We start from the raw sequence: 23,558 nt of genomic DNA, 5'->3' as shown, positions 1-23,558 counted from the left end.
ATAATGTAGTTTGCTGATATCAACTGCAGACAAAGCTATAAGCCAAGCGCTTATAAAGTGACTCAAAGAAAGAGGCCTTTCTGCGAGTTCAGCACAGGCAGGAAAAATTGTAGTAGTTAATGCCCCACGAGTAAATCACGTCGTTTACCTAAATAAAATTATTTCATCAAAGGTAATGAGTGGCTATTCAACGGCTGGCCAGCGACTTAATGAACTCTTCACCGGGGAGTGGTCGGCCAAACAGGTAACCCTGCAGAAAATCCACACCGTGCGCCGCCAGATATTCACATTGCTCTGCTGTTTCCACGCCCTCGGCCACGATGCCCAGGTCCAGCTTGCCGGAGAGTTCGATGATGCTGTCGAGGATATGCCGTGAAAGTGCATCAGCGCCAATCATCGCCACAAAGCTTTGATCGATTTTCAAGTAATCGACATTGAAGTTGCGCAAGTAACCGAGGCTGGAGTGCCCGGTACCAAAGTCATCGATGGCAATCATTACCCCCAGTTGATGCAGGGCGTCGAACAGCCGCCGCGTGATATCCGTGGGCTTGATCAGTTCACGCTCGGTTAACTCCAGCACTAGCGTCACTTGGCCTGGGGTGAACGCGGCGAGAAACGTTCGACAATCTTCCACCAGGTCCAGATCCTCACAGTGGCGTGCCGTGATATTCACGCCAACATGAAAGCCCGGACTGAAACGCGCGGCATGCGGGGCCAACTGCGCGGCGGTCTGGCGCAGCAAGGCGCGGGTCATCGGCACGATCAGGCCGGAATGCTCCGCCAACGGGATAAACAGGTCGGGACGCACCAGGCCTTCTTTTGGGTGCTGCCAACGCATCAGCACTTCACAGCCGGCCCATTCACGCGTGTCGCCGCGCACCACTGGTTGAAAGTATGGAATGAACTCGTTGGCACCCAAGGCGCGTTGCAGTTCATGGGTGGGCGCAGACGAGCGCTTTTGCAGCCAGTGCGCAAGCACGCCCGACAGCACGCCAAAAAACACCAGCAGGCTGAACAGTGCCGGATAGCGCGCTTCCATATACCGCCACACTTCACCGGCCGGCATGCCGGCGTCAACACTGTAGTGATAGCGCTCTGAGGCCAGGTGGTGATGGGCCACCTCGAACACCGGCACGGGCGTGTTGTGCACCTTGCCGTCGGCATCCAGCCAGTTGGGGCCCACTTGCAGCACCAAGTGTGCGTAACGGCTGATCAGGCGCAAGACGTTGGCCAGGTGAAAGCCATCAATCGAGGCGAACGCGGCCTTGTCGCCTTCGACCAGCCGGTTAACCAGCAGCGCGGTATCCGGTGTGACCGGGTTGCCATTCATCAACCACAGATTCCCGTCCACGTAGTCATCCGGGTTGACCGCCGACTGGTAGTGATCGCCAAACAGCGAGCTGCAATAGATGTTCTTCTGCCAGGACAACGTTGTCGCGCGCACAAAGGGCCGGCGCGTGACCTGTTCACGCAGCGCCAGCTGCGCGCCGTTGTCGCACGGCTGACCGGCCAGTGGCAGCAAGGCCTGGGCGGCGAGGGTGGTGTTATCGAGCATCAGGTCAAACTGGCGCACGGCTTCGCGGGCGGTTTGCGCAGTGCTTTGTTGCAGGGTGCGTTCGGCTTGCCAGTGCAGAATGACCATGCCCAATGCGATGGGCAGCAGGCCACTGAGGGTGGTAATCAAATAGCGGGTGGCGCGTTTTCGCGGGCCGTTTACGGTCAGGGGCATGGAGAGACGGCCTGTCGCAGGATGGGAAAAGCCCCGAAGGGCTGATCAGATAGATCAAATGATAGATGGCGCGTGCGAAATAAGCTCGCTGTACCTCGTGGTCAGATGAGTCCGGACCGCTGGAAATTCAGCGTCTGCGCCAGTTGGATGAACGCAAGGGTCGCAGGTGTCGACTGACGTTGGTCCAGCACCGCCAGGCCAATATCACGGCCCACCCGTGGCGACAGCGGGCGCACCTGGTAACGTGCGTCCGGCGTCTGCGGCAAGGACGCCTGCGCCACTACACTCACGCCGTCGCCGCGGCTCACTGCCTCAAGCGTACTGAGCAGTTGCGAGCAGCGGTAACGCACATTTGGGGTCAGACGCGCGCTGCTGAACAACCGCGAGACCAGCTCCTGCGAGCCGGCGTCGGTGAGAATGAACGGGTCGTCACACAGCGCCTTCAAGGTCACGCAAGGCTGCGCAGCCAGTGGGTGCGCAGCGGGCAGCAGGGCAACCATCTGGTCGTTGAACAGCGCAAACGTATCGAAGCGCTCCTGTTCGAGCACCACAAACCCCACGTCGATGCGCCGCTCGTCCAGCCACTGGGTCACTTGGCGGTCCGGGCCTTCGTCCACGTGCACCTCAATGCCCGGGTGCTGACGCCTGAATGGCTCGAGAATGCGCGGCAGCAGGCGGTTGGATGACGTCGGGCCAAAAGAGCCGATACGCAGCGTGCCGCGCTTCATGCCTCGCGCATCCGAGGCTTCCTGTTGCAGGGTGTCAGCCACGCCCAGCAGGGTGCGCGCACGCATCAGCAATTGCTGGCCGATATCACTGAGTTCCACCTGGGTCTGATGGCGCCGAAACAGCTCGACGCCCAATTCCTGCTCCAAGGCCTTGATGGCATGCGACACGGCTGACTGGCTGATGCCCAGGCGGTGGGCGGTGTGGGTGAAGCTTTGCAGCTCGGCCACCCGCGAGAAGATTTGCAGTTGCGTAAGGGTCATGAGCAATTACTCATTTTACGATGATCAGTCATTAGCCGCAGGATATCCCAATCCTGACATTCACAGAGCCTCACCAATGACGTCCTCTCCCGATCGCCTGACTTACCTCAAACTTGCCGCTGTCACCATGATCTGGGGCGCGACCTTTGTAGCCGGCCGCTACCTGGCTGCCGACGTGGAGCCGATGCTGGCTGCCACGCTGCGTTTTGTGTTGGCCAGCGCAGCGCTGCTGGGCTTCATGGCCCTGGCACGCGTGCGCCTGGCTCGGCCCAGCGTCACGCAACTTGCGCAGTTGGCAATGCTGGGGTTCTGCGGGATCTTTTTCTACAACCTGTGTTTCTTCTACGGCCTGCATTACATCAATGCGTCGCGAGCGTCCCTGATCGTGGCCTTGAACCCGGCCGTGATCGGCCTGGGTTCGTGGTGGCTGTTCAAGGAGCGGCTAGGCACGGCCAAATGCCTGGGCATTGCCTTGTGCCTGGGCGGCGCGGGTGCGGTCATCCTCAGCCGCAATCCGCATGCGCTGCAGGGTGCGGCCAACACCTGGGTGGGCGATCTGCTGATTTTTGGCTGCGTGTTGGGGTGGGGCGCCTACTCGTTGTTTTCCCGCAGCCTCAACCAGAGCCTGGGGCCATTGCAGACGGCGACCTGGTCGATCTTGCTGGGCACGGCGATGTTGACGCTCACCACGCTGATCGGTGGCAAGCTCACCGTAAATGCGCTGAGCGCGATCCACTTACCGCAACTGCTCAGCCTGCTGTACCTGGGCGTGTTCGGCTCGGCGCTGGCCTACATCGCCTGGTATGACGGCATTCGCCGCATCGGCGCGACCCGCGCCGGCGTGTTCATCGCACTCAACCCGCTGACGGCGGTGATCTGCGGCGCCGTGCTGCTGGATGAGCACCTGAGCGCGCCGATGCTGGTGGGCGGGGCGGTGATCCTGCTGGGCATCCATCTGTGCAACAAACCCCTTGCGCAGCCCAAGCCATTGGGGATTTGATAAGAGTGCGGACAAACCCTGTTACGCTGTGTAGAATCGATTTACGCATACAAGAATATGGACTTGCGCTCACGCAAGCCTCGGCCGTCAGAGACTGATGTAACCATGAAGCTACTCGGCTCCCCCCTCATCTTTGGTGATTTCCTCGCGCGCAGCGTGCGAGGCCTGTCCTGCGCGCCACCCTGCAACCTCATCCTTGCTCGCAAATAACCCTGTGTTAATTACAAGAATGATGAGGTGCCACCATGGCAGACCAATACGAAAACCCAATGGGCCTGATGGGCTTTGAATTTATCGAATTCGCATCGCCAACGCCGGGCACCCTGGAGCCGATCTTCGAGATCATGGGCTTCACCAAAGTCGCCTCCCACCGCTCCAAGAACGTGCACCTGTATCGCCAGGGCGAAATCAACCTGATCCTCAACAACCAGCCCGACAGCCTGGCCTCCTACTTTGCGGCCGAACACGGCCCGTCGGTATGCGGCATGGCGTTCCGCGTCAAGGATTCGCAGCAGGCCTACAACCGCGCACTCGAACTTGGCGCCCAACCGATTCATATCGAAACCGGCCCGATGGAGCTGAACCTGCCAGCCATCAAGGGCATCGGTGGCGCGCCGCTGTACCTGATCGACCGTTTCGGCGAAGGCAACTCGATCTATGACATCGACTTCGTGTACCTAGACGGTGTGGACCGCAACCCGGTGGGCGCCGGCCTCAAGGTCATCGACCACCTGACCCACAACGTGTATCGCGGGCGCATGGTCTATTGGGCCAACTTCTACGAGAAGCTGTTCAACTTCCGTGAAGCGCGCTACTTCGATATCAAGGGCGAATACACCGGCCTGACGTCCAAGGCCATGAGCGCTCCGGACGGCATGATCCGCATCCCGCTGAACGAAGAATCGTCCAAGGGCGCGGGCCAGATCGAAGAGTTCCTGATGCAGTTCAACGGCGAAGGCATCCAGCACGTGGCGTTCCTCACCGACGACCTGGTCAAGACCTGGGACGCGCTGAAGAACATCGGCATGCGCTTCATGACCGCGCCGCCAGACACCTACTACGAAATGCTCGAAGGCCGCCTGCCCAACCACGGCGAGCCGGTAGACCAACTGCAAGCGCGCGGCATTCTGCTCGACGGTTCGTCGATTGCCGGCGACAAGCGCCTGCTGTTGCAAATCTTCTCGGAAACCCTGATGGGCCCGGTGTTCTTCGAATTCATCCAGCGCAAGGGCGATGATGGGTTTGGCGAGGGCAACTTCAAGGCACTGTTCGAGTCGATCGAGCGTGACCAGGTGCGTCGTGGTGTATTGACCGCCGACTAAGCGTGAAAAAGCCCGGCCGAGGTAACCCTCGGCCGGGCTTTTTATGGCCTGCGCATCACGCTTTGCGCTGACGCACCAAGTGCTTGAAGCCTTCGTACACCAGCACCATCACCGCCAGCCAGATCGGGATATAGGTCAGCCACTGGCCGCCCTTGATGCCTTCGCCCAATATCAGCGCCACCGCCAGCAGCAACACCGGTTCCACATAGCTGAGCAGCCCGAACAGGCTGAAAGGCAGCTGCCGGCTGGCCACGATATAGCTGACCAGCGCCGAGGCACTGATCACACCCAGCATCGGAATCAATGCATACAGCTTCGGATGACTGTCCATCACGGCAAAGCCTTGTTCGCCGTGCTGCACAAACCACCAAGCCACGGGCAGCATCAGCGCCATGTCCAGCCACAAGCCGCCCAGATGATCAGTGGTCAGGTATTTGCGCACCACAAAATAGATCGGGTAACCAATGATCACCACCAGGGTTGCCCAGGAAAAACCACCGGCCTGATACAGCTCGTTGAGCACGCCGAGCGCGGCAAAAAATACCGCGATCTGCTGCAGGCGCGACAAGCATTCGCCGTACACCAGGCGCCCGGTCAACACCATGGTCAGCGGCAGCAGAAAGTAGCCGACCGACACATCCAGGCTGCGCCCATTGAGCGGTGCCCACATAAATAGCCACAGTTGCACGCCGAGCAACGCCGACGACAGCAGCACACCGCCGATCAGCCGCGGCTTGGCCGCCAGCATCCGCACCAGCTCCCATACCCGCCGCCATTCGCCGCTGACGATCATGAACACGGTCATGCACGGCACGGTCAGCAGCATGCGCCAGCCGAAAATTTCCAAGCCGCTCAATGGCGTGAGCAGCGAGGTGAAGTAATACATCACGGCAAACAACACCGAGGCCAATACCGACAACACAACACCTTTAGACACACTGTCCTCGCGAAAACGAATAGCTACAAAAGAGGGGGGATATTTCAGGAGGGGATTATGGTGCTTTTGGCGGCAGACGGTTGCGCTGTTTTGGGGCGTTTTGCAGGAAATTTTCTCGCCACACCATGTTTAGCCAAATCGCGTAAGGCAAGCGGGCATAGCGTGGCGAGCGGGCTTGCCCCGCGTTGGGCTGCAAAGCAGACCCAAAACCAGACACCGCATTGTGCCAGACACAACACGGTGACCCGGATGGGGCCGCTTCGCAGCCCAACGCGGGGCAAGCCCGCTCGCCACACACGCCTACACGTTGCAGGCGCTAGGCGCGCGCCACGCGGCCCGAGACAAAATGGCCCACATCATTAAACCCCGGTGTGGACGAATGCCCCGGTGTCACCAGCGAATCAATAAAGGCCTCATCTTCAGCGCTGATCTTCACCTCCAGCGCGCCGGTGTACGCGTCCCACTGCGCTTCGGTGCGCGGCCCGACAATTGCCGAACTCACGGACGCGTTGTTCAGCACCCAGGCAATCGCAAACTCGACCATGCCGACGCCGCGCCCTTGGGTGTATTGCTGAATCTGTTGGGCGATGCGCAGTGACTCCACGCGCCATTCGGTTTCCAGAATGCGCTTGTCCTGACGCGCTGCACGGCTGCCAGCTTGGGGCGTGACGTCGGGTGCGTACTTGCCGCTGAGCACGCCGCGCGCCAGCGGGCTGTAAGGCACCACGCCCAGGCCGTAGGCGGCTGCGGCGGTGAGCTGCTCGACCTCGGCCTGGCGATTGACGATGTTGTACAGCGGTTGGCTGATGATCGGCTGGTCCACGCCCAAACGCTCGGCCACGCGCATCACTTCGGCGATGCGCCAGCCCCGGTAGTTGGACAGGCCCCAATAGCGAATCTTGCCCTGGCGGATCAAATCGCCAATCGCCGACACCGTGACTTCCAGCGGCGTGTCATGGTCTTCGCGGTGCAGGTAATAGATGTCCAGGTAGTCGGTGTCCAGGCGCGTCAAGCTGGCTTCCAGCGCGTTGAAAATGCGCTTGCGGCTCAACCCTCTGCGATTCGGCACGCCGTCGGCCGGGCCGATGCCGACCTTGGACGCCACCACCCAGTCCTGGCGATGACGAACGATGGCCTCGCCGACGATTTCTTCGGAACGCCCGCCGGTGTAGACGTCGGCGGTGTCGATAAAATTGATGCCCTGGTCCCAGGCCTTGTCGATGATGCGCAGCGAGTCTTCGGTGTTGGTCTGTTCGCCAAACATCATGGTGCCCAGTGTCAGTGCGCTGACCTTCAACCCGGACTGGCCCAATGTGCGGTAAATCATGCAAAGCTCCTCATGGCAGGGAAACGTGAACCCTGCAATACCAGACTCGAGGGCTCTGGAACAAGCCCGGCGCGCGTTTCTTCATGCACTGAGCAAGGCCTGACAGCGTGTCTGCAGAAAACGGTGCAGCACTTTCACCCGTTCCGACACTTGCAGGCGGTGCGGGCACATCAGGTTGAACGGCGTGGGTTCGCCTTGCCAGTCGGGCAACAACGGCACCAGGCGCCCGGCCTTGATATCACTGGCGATGTCCAGGTTGGCCTTGTAGGCAATGCCATGACCGGCCAGCGCCCAGCGCCGCACAATTTCGCCGTCGTCGCTGAGGTAATCGCCCGTCACCTCGACTTCCTGCAGCAGTGCGCCCTGGCGAAAGTACCAGGTGTTGTTGGCCTGCCCACGGCGCATGTAGCGCAGCGTGCTGTGCTGCGCCAGGTCTGCCGGCGTGCGCGGTGTGCCATGGCGCGCCAGGTAGTCGGGGCTGGCGCAGGGAATGCGGTGGTGGCCCGGCACCACCGGCAGCGCGACCAGGCTGGAGTCGCGTGGCACGCCAAAGCGCAGGGCAATGTCGACGGTGTCGCGGAATAAGTCGGCGTTGCTGTCGTTGAGCAACAACTGCAAGCGGATGTTCGGGTGTTCGAGCTTGAATTCGTCCAGCCAGCCCAGCAGCACATTGCGGCCAAAATCCGAGGGCGCCGCCAATTGCAATAAGCCGCTGAGGCTCTGGCCTTGTTGCTTGATCGCCTGCTCACCTTCCGACAAGGCTTCCAGGGCGACCCGAACGCTGTCCAGGTAGCGCCGGCCTTCTTCGGTCAGGCGCATGCTGCGCGTGGAGCGGGCCAGCAGGCGGATGCCCAGCCGGGTTTCCAGGCGCTTGAGCGCAATGCTCGCCGCAGCCGGCGTGAGGTTGAGGCTGCGCGCAGCCGCTGACAGGCTGCCGGTGTCGGCGGTGCGCACGAACACTTCAAGGTCAAGGGTTGAGCTCATTTGTAAAAATCCTTTAAAGATCTTGTCGTTTTACCGGGATTTTTCGCTGATTGCCAAGCTGAGAAGATCAACGCTCACTTTCTTAGTCAGGTAGTTAACCCATGGCATCTTCCCTCAGCGGTAAAACCGTCATCGTCATCGGCGGCAGCAGCGGTATCGGCGCCGCCGTGGCCAAAGCGGCCACGGCGCGAGGCGCACAGGTGGTGCTGGCCGGGCGCCGGTTGACGTCCGGTGTCGACAACGGCGTACGCAGCGAGCCGGTGGATGTGACCAACACTGCGTCCTTGCAACGCTTGTTCGAGGCGGTGGGGCGCTTTGACCATCTGGTCTACACCTCTGGGCCGTCGGTGCGCGCCAAACCCTTGCTCGACACTGACCTGGATGAAGCCCAGGACAATTTCAACGTGAAGCTCTGGGGCTCGCTGCGCGCGATTCAACAGGCGCTGCCATTTCTCGACGAGCACGGCAGCATCACGCTGACCTCTGGCCAACTGGGCCGTAAATTGGCGCCCGGCCAGTTCATCAAGACTGGCATCAATGCCGCGACCGAGGCGCTGGGTAAACAACTGGCGAAGGAACTGGCGCCACGGCGGGTCAATGTGATCAGCCCGGGCGTGATCGACACGCCTGCTTATGCAGGCTTGGCAGAAGAACAGCGCCAGGCGATGTTTGCCAAGACCGGTGGAGCGTTGCCGGTTGGGCGCGTGGGGCAGGCTGACGAAGTGGCGGCGGGGTACGTGCTGGCCATGGAGAATGGCTTTGTCACTGGCACCGTGATCGACATCGACGGCGGTGGCCTGTTGTAAACCCGGCAAACAAAAGTGGGAGCGGGCTTGCTCGCGAAAGCAGTGCGTCAGTCACCGAATGTATCGACTGAACCACCGCATTCGCGAGCAAGCCCGCTCCCACATTGAACTGATTGCTGCTGGGCCCGCGTTATACCTTCAATGCGCGCGTCATGCGCAGCGCCAGCACACTGCCGGCTACGATCACCGCCGCCAGCAAGTACAACGCCACATCCGTGGACCCGGTGGCATCCTTCACAAACCCTACGATATACGGGCTGAGGAAGCCGGCCATCTGGCCCATGGAGTTGATCAGCGCCAAGCCACCGGCCGCAGCGCCGGCACTGAGCATGGCGGTCGGTACCGGCCAGAACATCGGCAGGCCGGTGAGGGCGCCCATGGTGGCAATGGTCAGGCCAAGAATCGCAATCGCCGGGGTGGTGGCGAAATTCACGGCGATCACCAAACCGATAGCCCCCATCAACATCGGCACCACCAAATGCCAGCGACGCTCCTTGCGCAAGTCGGCGGAGCGGCCCACCAGCAACATGAACACCGCGGCCAGCAGGTACGGAATCGCGCTGAGCCAGCCAATCACCAGGTTATCGCTGAAGCCCAGGCTCTTGATGATCGACGGCAGCCAGAAGTTGATCGCGTACACGCCGCTCTGGATGCAGAAGTAGATCAGGCCGAACGCCCAAATGGCAGGGTTCTTGAACACCTCGCCGAGCGAATCTGTGGTGGTTTTCGGCTTGTTCGCCAGATCCGTTGCCTGGTCGGCCTCCAGCACTGCACGCTCATGCGGCGTAAGCCACTTGGCATTGGCAAAGCTGTCGCTGAGCAGGAAATAGGCGAGCGCGCCCAGGATCACCGTCGGGATGCCTTGCAACACAAACATCCACTGCCAGCCGGCCAGGCCACCCTGGCCGGCGGCAAAGTGGTTGAGGATCCAGCCGGAAAACGGGCTGCCGAGCAGGCCGGACACCGGGATCGCCGACATGAACAACGCCATGATCCGCCCACGGCGGAAGGTCGGGAACCACTGCGAGAGGTACAGCACCACGCCTGGGAAGAACCCGGCTTCAGCGGCACCGGTCAACAGGCGCAGGCCATAGAAGTGTGTCGGCGTGGTCACGAACAGCAAGCATGTGGAGAGCGTGCCCCACACGATCATCATCAGCGCAATCCAGCGCCGCGGGCCGAACTTGGTCAGCGCCAGGTTGCTCGGCACGCCGCACAGTACGTAACCGATAAAGAAAATCCCGGCCCCCAGGCCGTACACCGTTTCACTGAATTTCAACGCATCGAGCATCTGCAACTTGGCAAAGCCAACGTTTACCCGGTCAAGGTAATTAAACAGGTAGCAGATGAAAATGAAGGGGATCAGGCGCAGGGTAATGCGCTTGTAGATGGCGTTTTTATCGTCATCGGTGGCCAGTGTGGCAGCGGCGCTCTGTGACATGTCAGTCTCTCTTTATTATGATTTTTCGCGATGCGAAGGTAACGTTGATCGCTCAATGAGTCTCGGCCACCTTGCGGGGTGCTGTCTTTGTGCTTGCGCACAGTCAAGCACGCTTTGCGCTGTGCCTATGACCAACTCGCTTTTTTCAGGAATTTAGCCCCATGTTCGAGCTGGATCATGACCTGGCGCAGGATATCGTCAATCGCACCATGGCGATCCTGCCCTACAACGTCAACGTCATGGACAGCCAGGGCCTGATTCTGGGCAGCGGCGAGCCGGAGCGCATCAATACCCGCCATGAGGGCGCGCAGCTGGTGCTGGCCAACGGCCGGGTAGTCGAGATCGACGGCCAGACTGCCAAGCACCTCAAGGGCGTGCAGCCGGGCATCAACCTTCCCTTGATGCACGACCAACGCCTGATCGGCGTGCTGGGCATTACCGGTGAACCCGAGCTGTTGCGCACCTACGCCGAACTGGTGCGCATGACCGCCGAGATGTTGGTCAGCCACCGTCATCAGCAAGCCGAGCAGCAATGGCGACGCCAGCGGTGCGATGACCTGCTCGCGTTATTGCTGGCCGAACGCGGTGAATCGCCGCGCCTGGTGGACGAGGCCCAGCAACTGGGGCTCAAGCCGCACATGCCGCGCACGCCGTACCTGTTTGAACTGGGCGTGGGTCAGTCGGCCGAAGCGCTGAGCGCCTGGCTGACCAGCCGTTACCCGGACAGTTGGTGTGTCAGCTCTGCGCAATTCTCTCTGTTGTGGTGCCGGCCGGCGGCCGTGCAGGTGGACAACCCACGGCTGCTGGAAAAACTTCAGGGCCTGGGCTGGAACATCCTGCGGGTTGCCGTCGGTGGGCAAGCCGATGGCCTGGCGGGCTTGCGCCGGTGTTATCGCCGGGTCGGCGATCTGCTGGCCTACGGTCGTGACATCTTGCCCCACTCGCGTTTGTTGACGCTCAACCGCTATCGCCTGCCGGTGATGCTCTGGCGCCACCGCAACGACGATGCGCTGGATGAACTGCTGAACCCGTTGCGCAAAGTCCTGGCCAAGGACACCAATGGCCAACTGCTTGCCACGCTGCGCAGTTGGTGCGACCACGACGGCCAGAGCCAGGCCTGCGCCGACGCGCTGGGCATCCACCGCAACAGCTTGCGCTACCGCATGGAACGCATTGCCGAGCTCAGCGGCGTCGACCCGTTGACCCTCGACGGCATGCTGGCCCTGTACCTTGGCGTACAGCTTTTGCCCCAGGCTTTGTCGGAATGAACAACAAACCTGCGCCACACTTGTGCATCGGACCGGCGTCATTGCCGCAGCCAACTGGCAGCATGGGCGTCATAAAAACCGGAGAACGCCCATGAAAATCATCATCGCCCCCGACTCGTTCAAGGACAGCTTGAGCGCCGAAGGCGTCGCCCAGGCCATCGCCGAAGGCTTGGCCGAGGTCTGGCCGCAGGCACATCTGGTGCAGTGCCCGATGGCGGACGGTGGTGAAGGCACGGTGGATTCGGTGCTTGCCGCCTGCAATGGCGAGTTGCGCAGCCAGACGGTTCGAGGCCCCTTGGGCGCGTGGGTTGAGGCTCGCTGGGGCTGGTTGGCCGACAGCCATACCGCGATTATCGAAATGGCCGAAGCCAGTGGTTTGCAACTGCTGGCGCCGGGCAAGCGCGATGCCTGTTCGAGCAGCACTTACGGCACGGGCGAACTGATCCGTGCAGCCCTGGACGCCGGTGCCCAGCGCATCATTCTGGCGATTGGCGGCAGTGCGACCAACGATGCCGGTGCCGGGGCGATGCAGGCGCTGGGTGTGCAACTGTTCGATGCGCAAGATCAGGCACTTGCCCCGGGAGGCCTGGCGCTGGCGCGGCTTGCGCGGATCAGCCTTGAGCAACTGGACCCACGTTTGGCTCAGGTGCGTTTTGACATTGCTGCCGATGTGAACAACCCGCTGTGTGGCCCGCACGGCGCGTCTGCCATTTTCGGCCCGCAAAAAGGTGCCAGCGCGCAGCAGGTCCAACAACTGGACGCAGCCCTTGGTCACTTTGCCGATCACTGCACCAAGGTCCTGCCCAAAGACGTGCGCGATGAACCCGGCAGCGGCGCCGCCGGTGGCTTGGGTTTTGCCGCCAAAGCATTCCTTGGCGCGCAATTTCGCGCGGGTGTGGAGGTGGTGGCCGAACTGGTTGGTTTGGATGCGGCGGTGCAGGGGGCTGACCTGGTGGTCACCGGCGAAGGCCGTTTCGACGCCCAGACCCTGCGCGGCAAAACCCCTTTCGGCGTGGCGCGCATCGCCCAGCAGCACAACGTGCCCGTCATCGTGATTGCCGGCACCCTGGGCGAGGGCTACGAGCACATGTACAGCCACGGCGTGAACGCCGCATTCGCCTTGCCGTCCGGGCCGATGAGCCTTGAACAGGCGTGCAGCGATGCGCCGCGCCTGCTGCGCGAGCGTGCGGCAGATATTGCGCGACTGTGGCGCACCGCGACCGGGCGCTGACGCAACGCCGTGAACATGGGACAATCCGCGCCGTTTTTTGACACGGAGAGTCCCCATGCTGCGCACCGCATTCCTGGCCCTGTTGCTGACTGGCATCAGCGCCCCGGCCCTCGCTCAACCCACGACTGAAACCGTCCCGCTGCTGCGGGAAATCAAGAATTGGGTCATCGGCTGCGACAACCTGCGCAATTGTCACGCCCTCAGCGCGCCCAGTGGCGTTGATGAGCAAGACGCCAGTTCCCTGACCTTGCATATCTGGCATCAGGCCGGCCCCGAAGGCTACCTGCGTTTGCGCGTTGATCATCGCGGTGAGGCGCTGGACCTTTCGACCCTGCAATTGGATGGAAAGCCCCTGGGCCAGGCACTGACGCGCAGCCTGCAGGTGCAGTTGGACGATCAGCGTGTTGATCCCCAAATGCAGTCCTACGGCGTGATCGAGGACGCGCCGGCGCGGCTCTGGCTGCAGCGCTTGCGCAACGGCCAGCGTTTGCAGTTACCTGGCGATGACACCGCGCATGTGTCCCTGAGCGGGCTAAGTGCCTCGCTGCTTTTGATGGACGCGGTGCAAGGGCGGGTGGATAACGTCACCGCACTCGCGCGGCCTGGCAAGGGCGCGGCCAGTGAAGTGCCGGCACGCTTGCCGCCACCGGTGCTGCGCCCCTTCACGTCGGCGCCAGCGCTCAACCACCAGGAACAGGCCGCACTGGCCGCCGCAGCGGTGAAGGCGATCAACAGCACCGACACCGCGATGAAACCCGAGGCCGAAGTCGGCGCCCTGAGCGAGGCTCAAGCCCTGACAGTGGTGCGCTATGACTGCGCGGCCTACACCTGCGAGTACGAAGTCAGCAGCCGCGAGCGCAAGGCGCCGTACTCCGAAACCACCTTGAGCATTCAACCGTTGCCCTTGGACGGCGCTGCCCTGCAAGGGTCGGTGGGCTACGACCCAACCACCGGCACCCTGAGCTATTTCTACAAACTGCGTGGCGTGGGTGATTGCGGGGAGGGCGGCGTCTGGGTGTTCGACGGCAAGGCTTTCCAGCTGCGCGAGTTGCATCAGATGCCGCGCTGCAATGGGGTGGGTTACGGCGATTGGCCGTCGCTGTGGACGACAGTGCCAGCACCCTAGCCAGCCTGCGGGCTTGGCCTCTACACTGGGCGGCCACTTGTTTTTCCAAGGAAGAAACGCAATGCACACACCTGAATCCCCTGTCGTGATCCAGCGCTTCACCGAGGCCCACCTTGAAGGCGTCGCTGCGCTCTACAACGAACCGGCTGTGTGCCGTCAGGTGCTGCAAATGCCTTTCCAATCGGTGCAGGCTTGGCGTAACAAACTGGCGCTGGATGACGAGCGGCGGCTGCAGCTGGTGGCGATGCATGCAGGGGAAGTGATCGGCCAGCTTGGCCTGGAGCAAACCCTGCGCGTGCGCCGCAGCCATGTCGGTTCGTTCGGTATGGGCGTCGCCAGCGCCTGGCAAGGCAAGGGCGTCGGCTCCAGGCTGTTGGCGGCCGCGCTGGACGTGGCCGACAACTGGATGAACTTGCGCCGCGTCGAACTGACGGTGTACGCCGACAACGAAGCGGCGCATAACCTCTATCGCAAGTTCGGCTTCGAGGTCGAAGGCCGGATGCGCGATTACGCCCTGCGTGACGGCGTCTTCGTCGACACCCTGAGCATGGCGCGCCTGCGTCAGTCGGCTTAACCCTCCAGCGCAAACGCCACCGCAGCCTGCGCATGCAGCTCGGTGGTGTCCAGCAATGGCAGGTTGCTGTGCTGCGGTTTGATCAGCAGACCGATTTCCGTGCAGCCCAGAATGATCGCCTGGGCGCCACGTGCGGCCAGCGACTCGATCACCCGCTGATAGACCTGGCGTGACGCGGCGCTGATCACGCCGACACACAACTCCTCATAGATGATTCGGTGCACGGCCTGGCGCTCGTCTGCGTCGGGCACCAACACGGTCAAGCCCTGGGCGGTCAGGCGTGCGGTGAGAAAATCCTGCTCCATGGTGAATGCCGTGCCCAGCAAACCGACCGTCAGCGTACCGGCCTCTACCGCAGCGGCACCGGCCGCATCGGCGATATGCAGGAACGGAATCGACACGGCCGCCTCGATACGCGGCGCCACCCGATGCATGGTGTTGGTACACAGCACCACGCAGTCCGCACCGCCGGCCTGCAAGCGGCGCGCCGCATCCTCGAGGATCAGCGCGGCGTCATCCCAACGGCCGGCATGCTGGGCCTGTTCGACCGGGCCGAAATCCACGCTGTACATCAACAGTTGCGCCGAGCGCAGCGGGCCCAGCTGGTCACGCACGCGCTGATTGATAATGCGGTAATACTCGGCGCTGGACTCCCAGCTCATGCCGCCGATAAGGCCGATGGTGCGCATGCGATGCTCCTGACAGGGGATGTCGACTCACCTTACCCATCGGCTGCGCATTAGTCATACGCAGTTGCCTGCCAAATGACCGGTGCAGTTTTAAGCCGCACGCTGAACCGCCGCATCTGCCATGATCACCGTTCGCAACCTGGCCCACCCAAGGAAATCCGCAATGGACGATGTACAGCAATTGGGCGAGATGCTTCGTCATTACGCCGACAGCGAAGCGCACAAAAAACAGCAATTCGACGTACAGTCCGCGCGCTGGGCGCAGAAGCTCGGTGAGCTGTTCGGGCAGATCGAGCAATGGTTGGAGCCCGTCAAGACCACTGGCCTGCTGGAAGTCCATCGCGAGGCCTATGTCGCCAGTGGCCCGAGTCTGCCGGTTGAAACGTCGACCTTCAAAACCGAGAAACTGACGGTGCACATCACCGGCAAGACCGTGGAGTTCGTGCCGGACGTGATGGGGGCGGGCGGCTCGATTGCCGTGTCGGTGATGGGCTTGACCGCCGCCCGGCACGGCAGCGTATCGCTGGTGCTGCCGGCTGATAAAAACGACTGGCTGTGGAAAAAAACCAACGGCCTGAAGGACCCGGACACGTTTGCCTTCGACGCTAATTTCCTGGCGTCGCAGTTGCAGAGCCTGATCCCGCGCGATCGCGCTTGAGTGGGCTCGTTCAGCGTCGGGTGCCCCGGCGCAATCCTGCCCAAACGCGCTTGCAGCACAGCCCGTTGCTCAGTTGAGCTGACGCTGGTAGGCCAGCCGTGTGTCTCGGTCAACGCACGCGTGCCTGGCGCTTGTACGCGCCGACGGCAGCGAGGACCGCCACCAGTGTCAGGCCGGCGACGGGGCCGAACCGAGCGCTGATGGCAATGCTCATGGCCGCACCCGGAATCAGGTCGCGCACCGGCAATAATGGCAGGCGGGTGGGGCTCAACCAGCGCGGCAGTTTCGCACCGAGACGTTCATCCAGCACGCGCAGCCAATGCGCCAACGGGCGCCACACCTGCCAGGCCAGTGCGCCAACGGCCATGTAGGCCATCGACCAGGCCAATGCGTCGCCCGCAGCGTCCACTAATGCGCCCGCTTGCCAGGGCGACTGGAACAGCGCTCCGACGAGGCAGCCCAGCACAATCGCGTGCAACAGCGGCAAGGTGTCGAAGGCGGTTTGCCAGCCTGTAGTGCGCTTGCAAGGTGTCATCGGCCAGGGCCGTCGGCACGGTTACCACTGCCAGCTCGGCGCTGTCGTCTTCCTGCGCCCATTGTTGCCAACTCAACGCGTGTTCGTACGCTTCACGCAGGCGTTGAAAGCCTTGCGGATCATCATCCGGTCGGGTTTTCTTCAGCAGGGTGGCGTATTGGCGTTTGATCGTGCGGCTATCGGCATTCGAGGATAGGCCAAGGACATCCCAGCAAGTCATGTGCGGTACAACTCCATAAATAACGCGCGCACCTTACCCGGTTTCGTGTCCGCTGAACCAGTGGGAGTGAGGGAGGGCGCGGTCTTGCTGGAGTGCTTGGCGCAAGCGCTTGGAAGACCCGGAAGGTGCGTGCCCGGTCGCAAACCGGAGGCGAACGGGCACGTTGCTGTTAGCCGAGGATTATTTGAGCGGCGTCAGCGGTGGCAATTTCCATTGGCCGTTACTCGCTTCAGGCTTGGGCAGGTAGATGCGCAGCACTGCGTAAAACGGGCCGGGCGGTGCCGGTAGCCAGTTGTTCTGTTCGGCTTTCGGTGGCTCGTGGTGCTGCAACGCCAGGGTCAGGCCGCCGTCGGCGTCCAGTTTGAGGTTGGGCAACATCCGCGAATTGATCAGGTAGCGCTTCTTGAGGTTGGGCGCCAGCAGCTTGGTCTTGGCGTCGTACATGGTCAGCGACCAGAACGCTTCGGCGGGCGGCAGTTGGTCCTTGTCAAAGTGCACGGTGTAGCTGTGACGTGCGCCATTGGCCGGTTTGCCTTCGCTGTCGACGAAGTAGCTCAGGTAAATGGCCTCATCGGGGGAGTTGCCGAAAATTCCCAGGTCCGCACCGGCGTAGCGGTACAGGTAGTTGTTTTTCAAGCGGTCGCGGCTGCCGAACAGGTCGCCGCTGGTCACTTGGTGGGTGTCGATTTTGTCTTTCTTGAACGCAGCGAATTCTGCTCGGCCGTCGGCAATCCCGTCTTCCAGGGCTTTGCGTTGTTCTGCGGTCAAGTCCTTGACCTTGAACGGCGCACCCGGGGCGATGCCGATCTTGGCGAAGCGCGCCAGCAGGTCTTTTTCGCTGTCCTGAGGGGCGGCGAAGGCCAACATGAAATTCAGGTAACGAAACAGCTGCGGGCCTTCGGTCATCGTGGCCATCGGCTTGGGCCATTCAATCTTCGGCACCGCAGCCGGCGCAGGCTGTTTCACGTAGCTGCTCAGGGGCTGCACTTTGTAGCCGCTCTGGATCTGCTTGACCTTGTTCAGGTCCTTTTCATCAAACAGCTGCGTGCGGTACAGGGCGTAGGCGATATTGCTTTCGCTGTACACCACGCGGTCCACGTCAACCGGCTGCTGACCTTTCCAGTCCGGGCCGGCGATCATGTAGTGGCCGCCGTTGTTGCCGGTGCTGCGGGTGCCCAGGTAGGCGATGTTCTGCGTATAGAGGTCGATCAACTGCACCGAGTAGTAACGGTTGTCTTCGATCTTGGGCAGGGTCAACACTAACGGCTCTTTGCGCAGGTCCATCCAGACGAAGGAGTAGGGCGTGTCCGAGTTCGGTGTGGCGAACGCCGTGTCCTTGGGGGTGAACACCTGCGCGGTATTGCCGATATGGTTGAACGGCGCCTTGAAATTGGCCCCGCCTTTATCGACGGCCTGGGTGTAGAGCGTCTTGTACATTGCCACAACCGGGTAGCCATACAGGTAGGCTTCCTTGGCAATCGCCCGCGCTTCGGCGGGGGTTGCCGTGAAGTCAGCCCAGGCGCCGGTGCTCATGAATATCGAGAGGCTCGCCAACAGCAGGCGCGTCGGTTTTCCAATCATGTTGTTGCGTCCTTCCAGAGTTCTTTTGACTGACGGGAGTTGAAGGCGACGAGTTTCCAGTTTTATTTCCCGAACGTCACGTTAATCCCTGCAAACCAGGTCAACTGAGGCCAATCACCGCCTTGGCACGCCCCTGTCTGTTGCGGTTCGACACAGGCGTTGACGATGACGCGCTCGGGCCTTCACGGATGATATCGATTGAAGCTAGCAGCAAATCCCTGACGCGCGAGTGGCTAAGTCAAATGAGCGCTGGAGTGCCAAGGGAAGACGAAAGACGCTGAGGCCTCAAGGGCCGCCCGTATCGGGCGGCCTGAGGCAGATAAGGGACTAGGCGTGGGGCAGCATTGATTTGACTTTGTCGCGCAATTGATCGATCGAGAAGGGTTTGCCAATCACCTGCATGCCGGACGGCACATCAATGCTTTCGGCATAGCCGCTGGCGAACAGGATTGGCAGGTCAGGGCGTAGCTCACGCACCTTGGCGGCCAGTTGTTTACCGTCCATATCGGGCAGGCCAACATCGGTCATCATCAGGTCGATCACCTGAGCGGTGTTTTCGACCACCTTCAAAGCTTCTTCAGCGTCCGCCGCTTCGATCACTGTGAACTCCAATTCTTCGAGTACATCGACGATCAGCATGCGCACGATGGCGTCGTCTTCGACTACAAGGAGGGTGGAGGGGGTGGCGGACATAATCAAAATTCCCGAAAAAATGAAATGGGCAGGTCTTTGGCGGTTGAAAGACCATTCTCTAATGAGTCGCGTCAATCTCGGCAAGTTCCGTAGGTGCAGGCATTGTGAAGGGAATGGGCGCAAATGTCGCGTGCAAGTCCGTGGCACGGGGGATGACGTGATGCGTGAATGGCACCGTTCAACAGTGCCATTCACGCAAGGGCGTCACAGGTGGGTCAGAGCGCTGTATTGAACAGTGCGAACGGGTTGTTGTAAGGAACCGTCGCCAGAAAGTCGAAGTCATTGAAGGTGCTGACGTCGTACTCCGGAATGCCGCGGTTAATGGCGACCGGTTGAAGTGTGCCGGCGCTCCAGCCGCTATTCAAGGTAGCGTCCAGACCCCGGCGCATTGAAGCTTCGTCCGGGAACTTCGCCAGGCCGAAGTTGGGATCAAAGAAAAACCATTCCTTCTGGTTGTTATTGACAATGACGCCCGCCAGAAGCCCGTGATTTTGGGTGCTGATCTTGAAGGTGGTCGATGTCGGTCTATTACTGAGGTCAGTAATAATGTCGGTGTACGCTAGCCGGGAAACCGGTTTGGTGCCGTGAAAGTTCACGCTAAGCACTTGGTGCATGCTGTTCAGTTGTCGGCGGAAACCAGCAATGGTGGGGTCGATGGAATTTAAGCTGGCTTTGAAGAAATTATCGATCAGTACGCGCTCTTTACCATACTGAATAGCCAACGCCATGGTGTTGGCCAACGCAGCACATTCTCCTGATGACGTAAGGTCGTTTGAAGCCAGGTAGAAGTTTTGCGGCATACCGGTGGCTTTACCGCCTGCCTTTGTTATTTCTTCGCTAAATATCCTGGCGTACTCAAGACTGTTTTTGGTCTGCAGATCTTCTATCAGTTTGGCCAGTGCGCCTGTCTCTTCGGGGGTTCGGCGGGGGAGGATGGCCAACTCTTTAAGGTCAAGCACGTTCATGGAGGGGTCGTAGCCGTCTATGGTTTGGCCCTTTGGGTTTGCGTAGCCACGGTTGTAACCAGCGATATCGTTAAGCTTGACGTCCTCTATGGTCCTCTTAAACGCTTCGCGAAGATTAGGGGTCCGGGGGGTTGGCGCCACCCACGTGGACAACCAGTTAAGAAAGTTGTGGTTTATCTCACCATTCCCAGCAACAGTGACGGGTTTGAAGTCAAGCAGCGGTTGCCCAAAGGGCTTCTGGCTGATGGGGTCAAGTGCATACCATTTATTGTTTTGCAGGGTCGCACCCACGTCCACCCTTTGCTCTAAAAACTTGTAGGTGCCCGTTGCTGTTATACCCTGACTTTTACTCGCGGCTTTAAGCAAGTCATAGTTGCCGGTAGCCCCTTTGAGTTTATTAACGGCTTCAAGACTTTTGTCCAGTGCGTAACGTCCGCCTTTCAGCAGCAGTTTGCCTCCCTGCGCCGCCACATCACTCAAACCACTGAAAGGGTTAAGTAGGGAAATGGCTTCGGCGCCGATGACTCGGGTGCCCTTCAGTACCTTGGAACCAATGGACAGCGCTGAGCGACCGATCTTGATCAGCTTGCCTGCGACTGCAGCGCCGGCAGTGAGAAAGCCGAATATATCCATTGTGAGGTCTTGAGCTGCCTCACCGTAGTTGCCGCTATTGAAATTGACAATGGCTGATCTGAACGGGATCAGATTTAATAAAAATTCGTCAAGTGGCTTGGGACCGCCTTGTAACTCATCCAGGGTGGTTTGCCCGCGGGCTTCTTCTTTGATGCTGGGGTCATCAAGTTCGAGGTGCTCGACAAATGCGCTGGCAATCAAGTTGGATCGAATGCTGTTAAAGCTATCCATAGGTGCCGCCAGCACGCCACGTTCGGTACCCAAGTCATGCACGTGATGGTTGAACGTGATTTCCTTAGTCTCAGACACCAGGTTGGCTGCTCTCGACACCTTGGTTTTTGCCCGGCTCAGATTGATCTGTTTGATCGTGCTGTCATTTAAATTGATTTCGTAGGCTTGAGACTGGCCATTCAGTTCGGTTCGGAATAACAGCCCCGGTTGTTTTTGGTGCTCTGTGTTATTGGGTAAAAAGCCCATGCCCAGCCGATGTGAACTCTCTTCAAAGACAGTGACTTTTCCAAACTCCAGGTTTTGTCTGCCTTCGAGTGGAAGCTGCGCGATCATATGCCTGACCGTTGCGTTAATGCCGGTCTTTTTATCCCAGATCGCTTGGGTGAACTGCTGATCGAAGGCTTTCTGTACACCCACTATCGGGGCTGCATTGAGCTGCTCCAATGGGATGCTGGGGTCGTCTGACCACCAAGGACGCGGATTCGGCATGTCCATCATGGCGATATCCAACATCGAATGTAGGCCGACCAACCCAGTTTGGCCTGCGGTGCCTCGATAACTATCAGTACCCAGTACTTTCTTTTCGAATACCGGACCAAGATCCCCGAAGCGTTCCTTTAATTTGGCCAGCGCAATTTCTTTTCGTGTAGGGATTGCTTCGTAGAGCATTTTGGAACCGGAGAGTCGTTCTTCCAGTTGTTGGTTGAAGCTGGCTTTTATGCTGTCAAGTTGGGCCGGGGTGTAGTTGTCGTCAGCACTTTTTGCGATTACGCCGTTGGCGACAGCCCAATCGACCAGCGCGGTACTTTGGGCGTATTCAGTGGCGGGCGAGCGGCCTTTGGAGGCGTTGTACTCCAGCATGACCTCCGCGAACGTCATGCGCCTCACAGCGCCAGGTCGCTCGGCTTCTATAGTTGCCGCTGCAATCGACAGGAAAGCCCACGCCTGGCTGCCGACGGTCAGGTTCTCGGGAATATCTTTAATCAGAAACTGCGGTGCCGTATGGCCTAGCAACAGGTGAGTGGCGAGCTTAGCGGTATCTACCGTTGCTTTTTGGGTGGCGACAAGATGCTCGCCAAGGCTTTCAATGACCGAGGAGGGTGTATGACCCCAATGCTGTGAGTCCGACAGGTCAAATTCGCCCACTACGTTGCGTTCGCGCGAAACAGACGACTTGGGATCCATTCCAAGGTTGAGCGCGGTCAATAGATAGTCGTAGATACTGGTGTCCGAGGAGGCGCCTTTCATCTGCGTTTGCAGAGTTTCACCCAGCGCCTGGGCCCTGGGCGTGTCGAGCAGTTTTTGCAGGGCCTTTTCTGGGTCCTGCAGATCGCTCGCCGTCAATGCACTGCCTCTGATCAAGTAACCGAGCATCGCCTGGCTGTCAGGTGACAATGCCCCGCCTGGCGCACCGGGCTCGGCGCTGTAGAGGAAATCCAACATTTTTTGTTGATCGGCTTGCGACATCGGGATTGGCCAGGACAGTGCGCCACCCAGATTGCCCAGCGGGCTCAATAGCGACCGCTGCTCCAATGTGTTCGCCAACGCATTGAGCTCTTCCATGGTCCGCGGAAGAGCAATGCCGAGGTCGTTCAGCGCTACTGCCAATGTTGGCGCCGGGCCTTGCGCCATGGCATATGACGACCCTACGAAAGGGACTAACCGTTCGTTGTTCAAACTGTATTCGATCTGGGCGGGGGTAGCAGGCTGGCCATCACCCTGGGTAGCCGCGTACCGGAGCTTGACGGCCAAATCGTAAAGGTCGGCCTTGTCTGCTATGAGGTGTTTTACCGTTTTGGTCTGTACCTTGGTGGCTGTGGCGCTGCTGTCCTGGGGGTTGGCGGCATAAAACGTTTCAGCACTTAAACGTTGATCTGCAAGGGCCTGCGCAGAGCGGGTCGCGGCAGGTCGCAACGGGTCGCCTGCAGAGATAGGGCGCAAGCGCTTGGTGGCGATCAATATCTTGATTTCACGTTCTGTCTGAACCTCGTCATCGTCGATGCGCGGTTGGCCATAAAAATCGCCGACAACCGCCAGAGGCACCTTCAGGACGCCATTCTCGAACGACAGGTGTAACGGGGTTTCCGGCGTGGGCGTTATAACGCGCGCCGCTGCCAATATTGGCTCGGCGATAGCTTTCCAGCCCGGGGTGTCGCTCAGGGTAAATCTTCTGGCTACGCCATCGACCGTGGCATGCAACACGCCTGTGCTGGCAACGATGCTGACGGTGGCGGGATCGATGTGCTGCTGGCGCATCCACTCCTGTACAACCGGACGCTCAAGCTGGGTGTGATAGAGGGTCAACCACTGCCCCAACAGCGTGTTTTTTGGCACCTCGATCTTTTCATCGACGCCTTTCAACTTGTTTTGCAGGCCAGCGATATATTCGGCGAGCAGCGTGACGTCATCGTTCGCGGCGCCGTGCGCGGCGTTCAGCGCAGCCGGTATAGGCGCTTTGGCCATCGGCGCCAACTGTGGCCTGAAGGTTTGCTGTACTGCATTCGTGTTGGTCATCTGGTTTACCTTGCTGGGTTAAAAAGACGCCTTCCCAAAAGATCTTCCGTGTTCCTGAGGCGCACACCTGAGTGCTGAAACGAGGAAATTTCGTTCCAGAACGGC

At 60.2% G+C, this 23,558-nt stretch carries 19 protein-coding genes and 1 pseudogene; 8 read left to right on the top strand and 12 right to left on the bottom strand.

The annotated features are described in order from the left end of the window. Positions 1-187: 187 nt before the first annotated feature. Both ABWL43_RS14655 and ABWL43_RS14650 read right to left on the bottom strand, forming a co-directional pair. Entirely contained in the window at positions 188-1,729 is a 1,542-nt protein-coding gene (locus ABWL43_RS14655; protein WP_404482924.1) for an EAL domain-containing protein, read from the bottom strand. 101 nt (positions 1,730-1,830) lie between these two features. Further along, on the bottom strand, positions 1,831-2,718 hold the full coding sequence (locus ABWL43_RS14650) for a LysR family transcriptional regulator (RefSeq protein WP_404482923.1): 888 nt from the start codon (positions 2,716-2,718) through the stop codon (positions 1,831-1,833). A gap of 76 nt (positions 2,719-2,794) precedes the next feature. Here ABWL43_RS14650 and ABWL43_RS14645 point away from each other — a divergent pair, with 76 nt between their 5' ends. Both ABWL43_RS14645 and hppD read left to right on the top strand, forming a co-directional pair. Then, the gene (locus tag ABWL43_RS14645) at positions 2,795-3,718 is read left to right on the top strand and encodes a DMT family transporter (RefSeq protein WP_404482922.1); all 924 of its coding nucleotides are present in this window, start codon (positions 2,795-2,797) and stop codon (positions 3,716-3,718) included. A 245-nt stretch (positions 3,719-3,963) separates the two neighbouring features. Further along, positions 3,964-5,040 (top strand): 4-hydroxyphenylpyruvate dioxygenase, encoded by a 1,077-nt coding sequence (hppD, locus tag ABWL43_RS14640; protein ID WP_145160866.1) that lies wholly within the window; start codon positions 3,964-3,966, stop codon positions 5,038-5,040. Positions 5,041-5,095: 55 nt separating this feature from the next. On the opposite strand, the gene rarD is transcribed toward hppD, so the two are convergent. From rarD to ABWL43_RS14625, 3 genes are all read right to left on the bottom strand, one after another. After that, positions 5,096-5,977, bottom strand: a complete 882-nt coding sequence (gene rarD, locus ABWL43_RS14635; protein WP_145160864.1) for an EamA family transporter RarD — start codon at positions 5,975-5,977, stop codon at positions 5,096-5,098. Positions 5,978-6,293: 316 nt separating this feature from the next. Next, a complete protein-coding gene (locus ABWL43_RS14630; protein WP_404482921.1) occupies positions 6,294-7,304 on the bottom strand; it encodes an aldo/keto reductase in 1,011 nt (336 codons plus the stop codon). Between the two features lie 81 nt (positions 7,305-7,385). Next, positions 7,386-8,288, bottom strand: coding sequence for a LysR family transcriptional regulator (locus ABWL43_RS14625; protein WP_242196536.1), 903 nt, complete (start codon positions 8,286-8,288; stop codon positions 7,386-7,388). Positions 8,289-8,389: 101 nt separating this feature from the next. Here ABWL43_RS14625 and ABWL43_RS14620 point away from each other — a divergent pair, with 101 nt between their 5' ends. Next, the gene (locus ABWL43_RS14620; protein WP_404482920.1) at positions 8,390-9,094 is read left to right on the top strand and encodes an SDR family oxidoreductase; all 705 of its coding nucleotides are present in this window, start codon (positions 8,390-8,392) and stop codon (positions 9,092-9,094) included. 130 nt (positions 9,095-9,224) lie between these two features. Here ABWL43_RS14620 and ABWL43_RS14615 read toward each other — a convergent pair whose 3' ends face one another. Then, positions 9,225-10,535, bottom strand: coding sequence for an MFS transporter (locus tag ABWL43_RS14615; protein ID WP_369302896.1), 1,311 nt, complete (start codon positions 10,533-10,535; stop codon positions 9,225-9,227). Between the two features lie 161 nt (positions 10,536-10,696). On the opposite strand from ABWL43_RS14615, the gene ABWL43_RS14610 reads away from it, so the two are divergent. The 4 genes from ABWL43_RS14610 (at position 10,697) to ABWL43_RS14595 (ending at position 14,734) form a co-directional block, all read left to right on the top strand. Continuing rightward, complete coding sequence (locus ABWL43_RS14610) at positions 10,697-11,803, top strand: sugar diacid recognition domain-containing protein (RefSeq protein WP_145160854.1); 1,107 nt, start codon at positions 10,697-10,699, stop codon at positions 11,801-11,803. Between the two features lie 91 nt (positions 11,804-11,894). After that, positions 11,895-13,034, top strand: a complete 1,140-nt coding sequence (locus ABWL43_RS14605; RefSeq protein WP_404482919.1) for a glycerate kinase — start codon at positions 11,895-11,897, stop codon at positions 13,032-13,034. Between the two features lie 55 nt (positions 13,035-13,089). Then, positions 13,090-14,160, top strand: a complete 1,071-nt coding sequence (locus ABWL43_RS14600; RefSeq protein ID WP_404482918.1) for a DUF1176 domain-containing protein — start codon at positions 13,090-13,092, stop codon at positions 14,158-14,160. Between the two features lie 61 nt (positions 14,161-14,221). After that, on the top strand, positions 14,222-14,734 hold the full coding sequence (locus tag ABWL43_RS14595; RefSeq protein ID WP_145160848.1) for a GNAT family N-acetyltransferase: 513 nt from the start codon (positions 14,222-14,224) through the stop codon (positions 14,732-14,734). Here ABWL43_RS14595 and ABWL43_RS14590 read toward each other — a convergent pair. Next, on the bottom strand, positions 14,731-15,423 hold the full coding sequence (locus tag ABWL43_RS14590; RefSeq protein WP_404482917.1) for an aspartate/glutamate racemase family protein: 693 nt from the start codon (positions 15,421-15,423) through the stop codon (positions 14,731-14,733). The two genes, ABWL43_RS14595 and ABWL43_RS14590, sit on opposite strands and share 4 nt — an antisense overlap. Positions 15,424-15,586: 163 nt before the next feature. Between ABWL43_RS14590 and ABWL43_RS14585 the strand changes: the two genes are divergently transcribed. Continuing rightward, positions 15,587-16,081, top strand: coding sequence for a hypothetical protein (locus tag ABWL43_RS14585; RefSeq protein WP_404482916.1), 495 nt, complete (start codon positions 15,587-15,589; stop codon positions 16,079-16,081). A 109-nt stretch (positions 16,082-16,190) separates the two neighbouring features. Here the strand turns inward: ABWL43_RS14585 and ABWL43_RS14580 are convergent, their stop codons facing one another. The 5 genes and pseudogenes from ABWL43_RS14580 to ABWL43_RS14560 form a co-directional block, all read right to left on the bottom strand. Then, complete coding sequence (locus tag ABWL43_RS14580) at positions 16,191-16,616, bottom strand: hypothetical protein (RefSeq protein WP_404488510.1); 426 nt, start codon at positions 16,614-16,616, stop codon at positions 16,191-16,193. 142 nt (positions 16,617-16,758) lie between these two features. Next, a pseudogene (locus tag ABWL43_RS14575) lies at positions 16,759-16,836 on the bottom strand (hypothetical protein); the annotation flags it as partial. Positions 16,837-17,016: 180 nt separating this feature from the next. Next, a complete protein-coding gene (locus tag ABWL43_RS14570) occupies positions 17,017-18,417 on the bottom strand; it encodes a DUF1254 domain-containing protein (RefSeq protein ID WP_145160839.1) in 1,401 nt (466 codons plus the stop codon). A gap of 327 nt (positions 18,418-18,744) precedes the next feature. Further along, positions 18,745-19,110, bottom strand: a complete 366-nt coding sequence (locus tag ABWL43_RS14565; RefSeq protein ID WP_145160837.1) for a response regulator — start codon at positions 19,108-19,110, stop codon at positions 18,745-18,747. A gap of 215 nt (positions 19,111-19,325) precedes the next feature. Beyond that, complete coding sequence (locus tag ABWL43_RS14560) at positions 19,326-23,453, bottom strand: hypothetical protein (protein WP_404482915.1); 4,128 nt, start codon at positions 23,451-23,453, stop codon at positions 19,326-19,328. Positions 23,454-23,558: the final 105 nt, after the last annotated feature.

The organism is Pseudomonas sp. HT11 (assembly GCF_044875395.1).
In the GTDB taxonomy this organism is placed as follows: domain Bacteria; phylum Pseudomonadota; class Gammaproteobacteria; order Pseudomonadales; family Pseudomonadaceae; genus Aquipseudomonas.
Note: the sequence above shows the minus strand (reverse complement) of the source record. Positions and strands in the feature narration are given on the sequence as shown.

Bases quoted from the DNA above. Each gene is read 5' to 3' on its own strand.
- ABWL43_RS14655 (WP_404482924.1), bottom strand. From the start codon at position 1,729: ATGCCCCTGACCGTAAACGGCCCGCGAAAACGCGCCACCCGCTATTTG.
- ABWL43_RS14650 (WP_404482923.1), bottom strand. From the start codon at position 2,718: ATGACCCTTACGCAACTGCAAATCTTCTCGCGGGTGGCCGAGCTGCAA.
- ABWL43_RS14645 (WP_404482922.1), top strand. From the start codon at position 2,795: ATGACGTCCTCTCCCGATCGCCTGACTTACCTCAAACTTGCCGCTGTC.
- hppD (WP_145160866.1), top strand. From the start codon at position 3,964: ATGGCAGACCAATACGAAAACCCAATGGGCCTGATGGGCTTTGAATTT.
- ABWL43_RS14630 (WP_404482921.1), bottom strand. From the start codon at position 7,304: ATGATTTACCGCACATTGGGCCAGTCCGGGTTGAAGGTCAGCGCACTG.
- ABWL43_RS14625 (WP_242196536.1), bottom strand. From the start codon at position 8,288: ATGAGCTCAACCCTTGACCTTGAAGTGTTCGTGCGCACCGCCGACACC.
- ABWL43_RS14620 (WP_404482920.1), top strand. From the start codon at position 8,390: ATGGCATCTTCCCTCAGCGGTAAAACCGTCATCGTCATCGGCGGCAGC.
- ABWL43_RS14615 (WP_369302896.1), bottom strand. From the start codon at position 10,535: ATGTCACAGAGCGCCGCTGCCACACTGGCCACCGATGACGATAAAAAC.
- ABWL43_RS14610 (WP_145160854.1), top strand. From the start codon at position 10,697: ATGTTCGAGCTGGATCATGACCTGGCGCAGGATATCGTCAATCGCACC.
- ABWL43_RS14605 (WP_404482919.1), top strand. From the start codon at position 11,895: ATGAAAATCATCATCGCCCCCGACTCGTTCAAGGACAGCTTGAGCGCC.
- ABWL43_RS14600 (WP_404482918.1), top strand. From the start codon at position 13,090: ATGCTGCGCACCGCATTCCTGGCCCTGTTGCTGACTGGCATCAGCGCC.
- ABWL43_RS14595 (WP_145160848.1), top strand. From the start codon at position 14,222: ATGCACACACCTGAATCCCCTGTCGTGATCCAGCGCTTCACCGAGGCC.
- ABWL43_RS14590 (WP_404482917.1), bottom strand. From the start codon at position 15,423: ATGCGCACCATCGGCCTTATCGGCGGCATGAGCTGGGAGTCCAGCGCC.
- ABWL43_RS14585 (WP_404482916.1), top strand. From the start codon at position 15,587: ATGGACGATGTACAGCAATTGGGCGAGATGCTTCGTCATTACGCCGAC.
- ABWL43_RS14580 (WP_404488510.1), bottom strand. From the start codon at position 16,616: ATGACACCTTGCAAGCGCACTACAGGCTGGCAAACCGCCTTCGACACC.
- ABWL43_RS14570 (WP_145160839.1), bottom strand. From the start codon at position 18,417: ATGATTGGAAAACCGACGCGCCTGCTGTTGGCGAGCCTCTCGATATTC.
- ABWL43_RS14565 (WP_145160837.1), bottom strand. From the start codon at position 19,110: ATGTCCGCCACCCCCTCCACCCTCCTTGTAGTCGAAGACGACGCCATC.
- ABWL43_RS14560 (WP_404482915.1), bottom strand. From the start codon at position 23,453: ATGACCAACACGAATGCAGTACAGCAAACCTTCAGGCCACAGTTGGCG.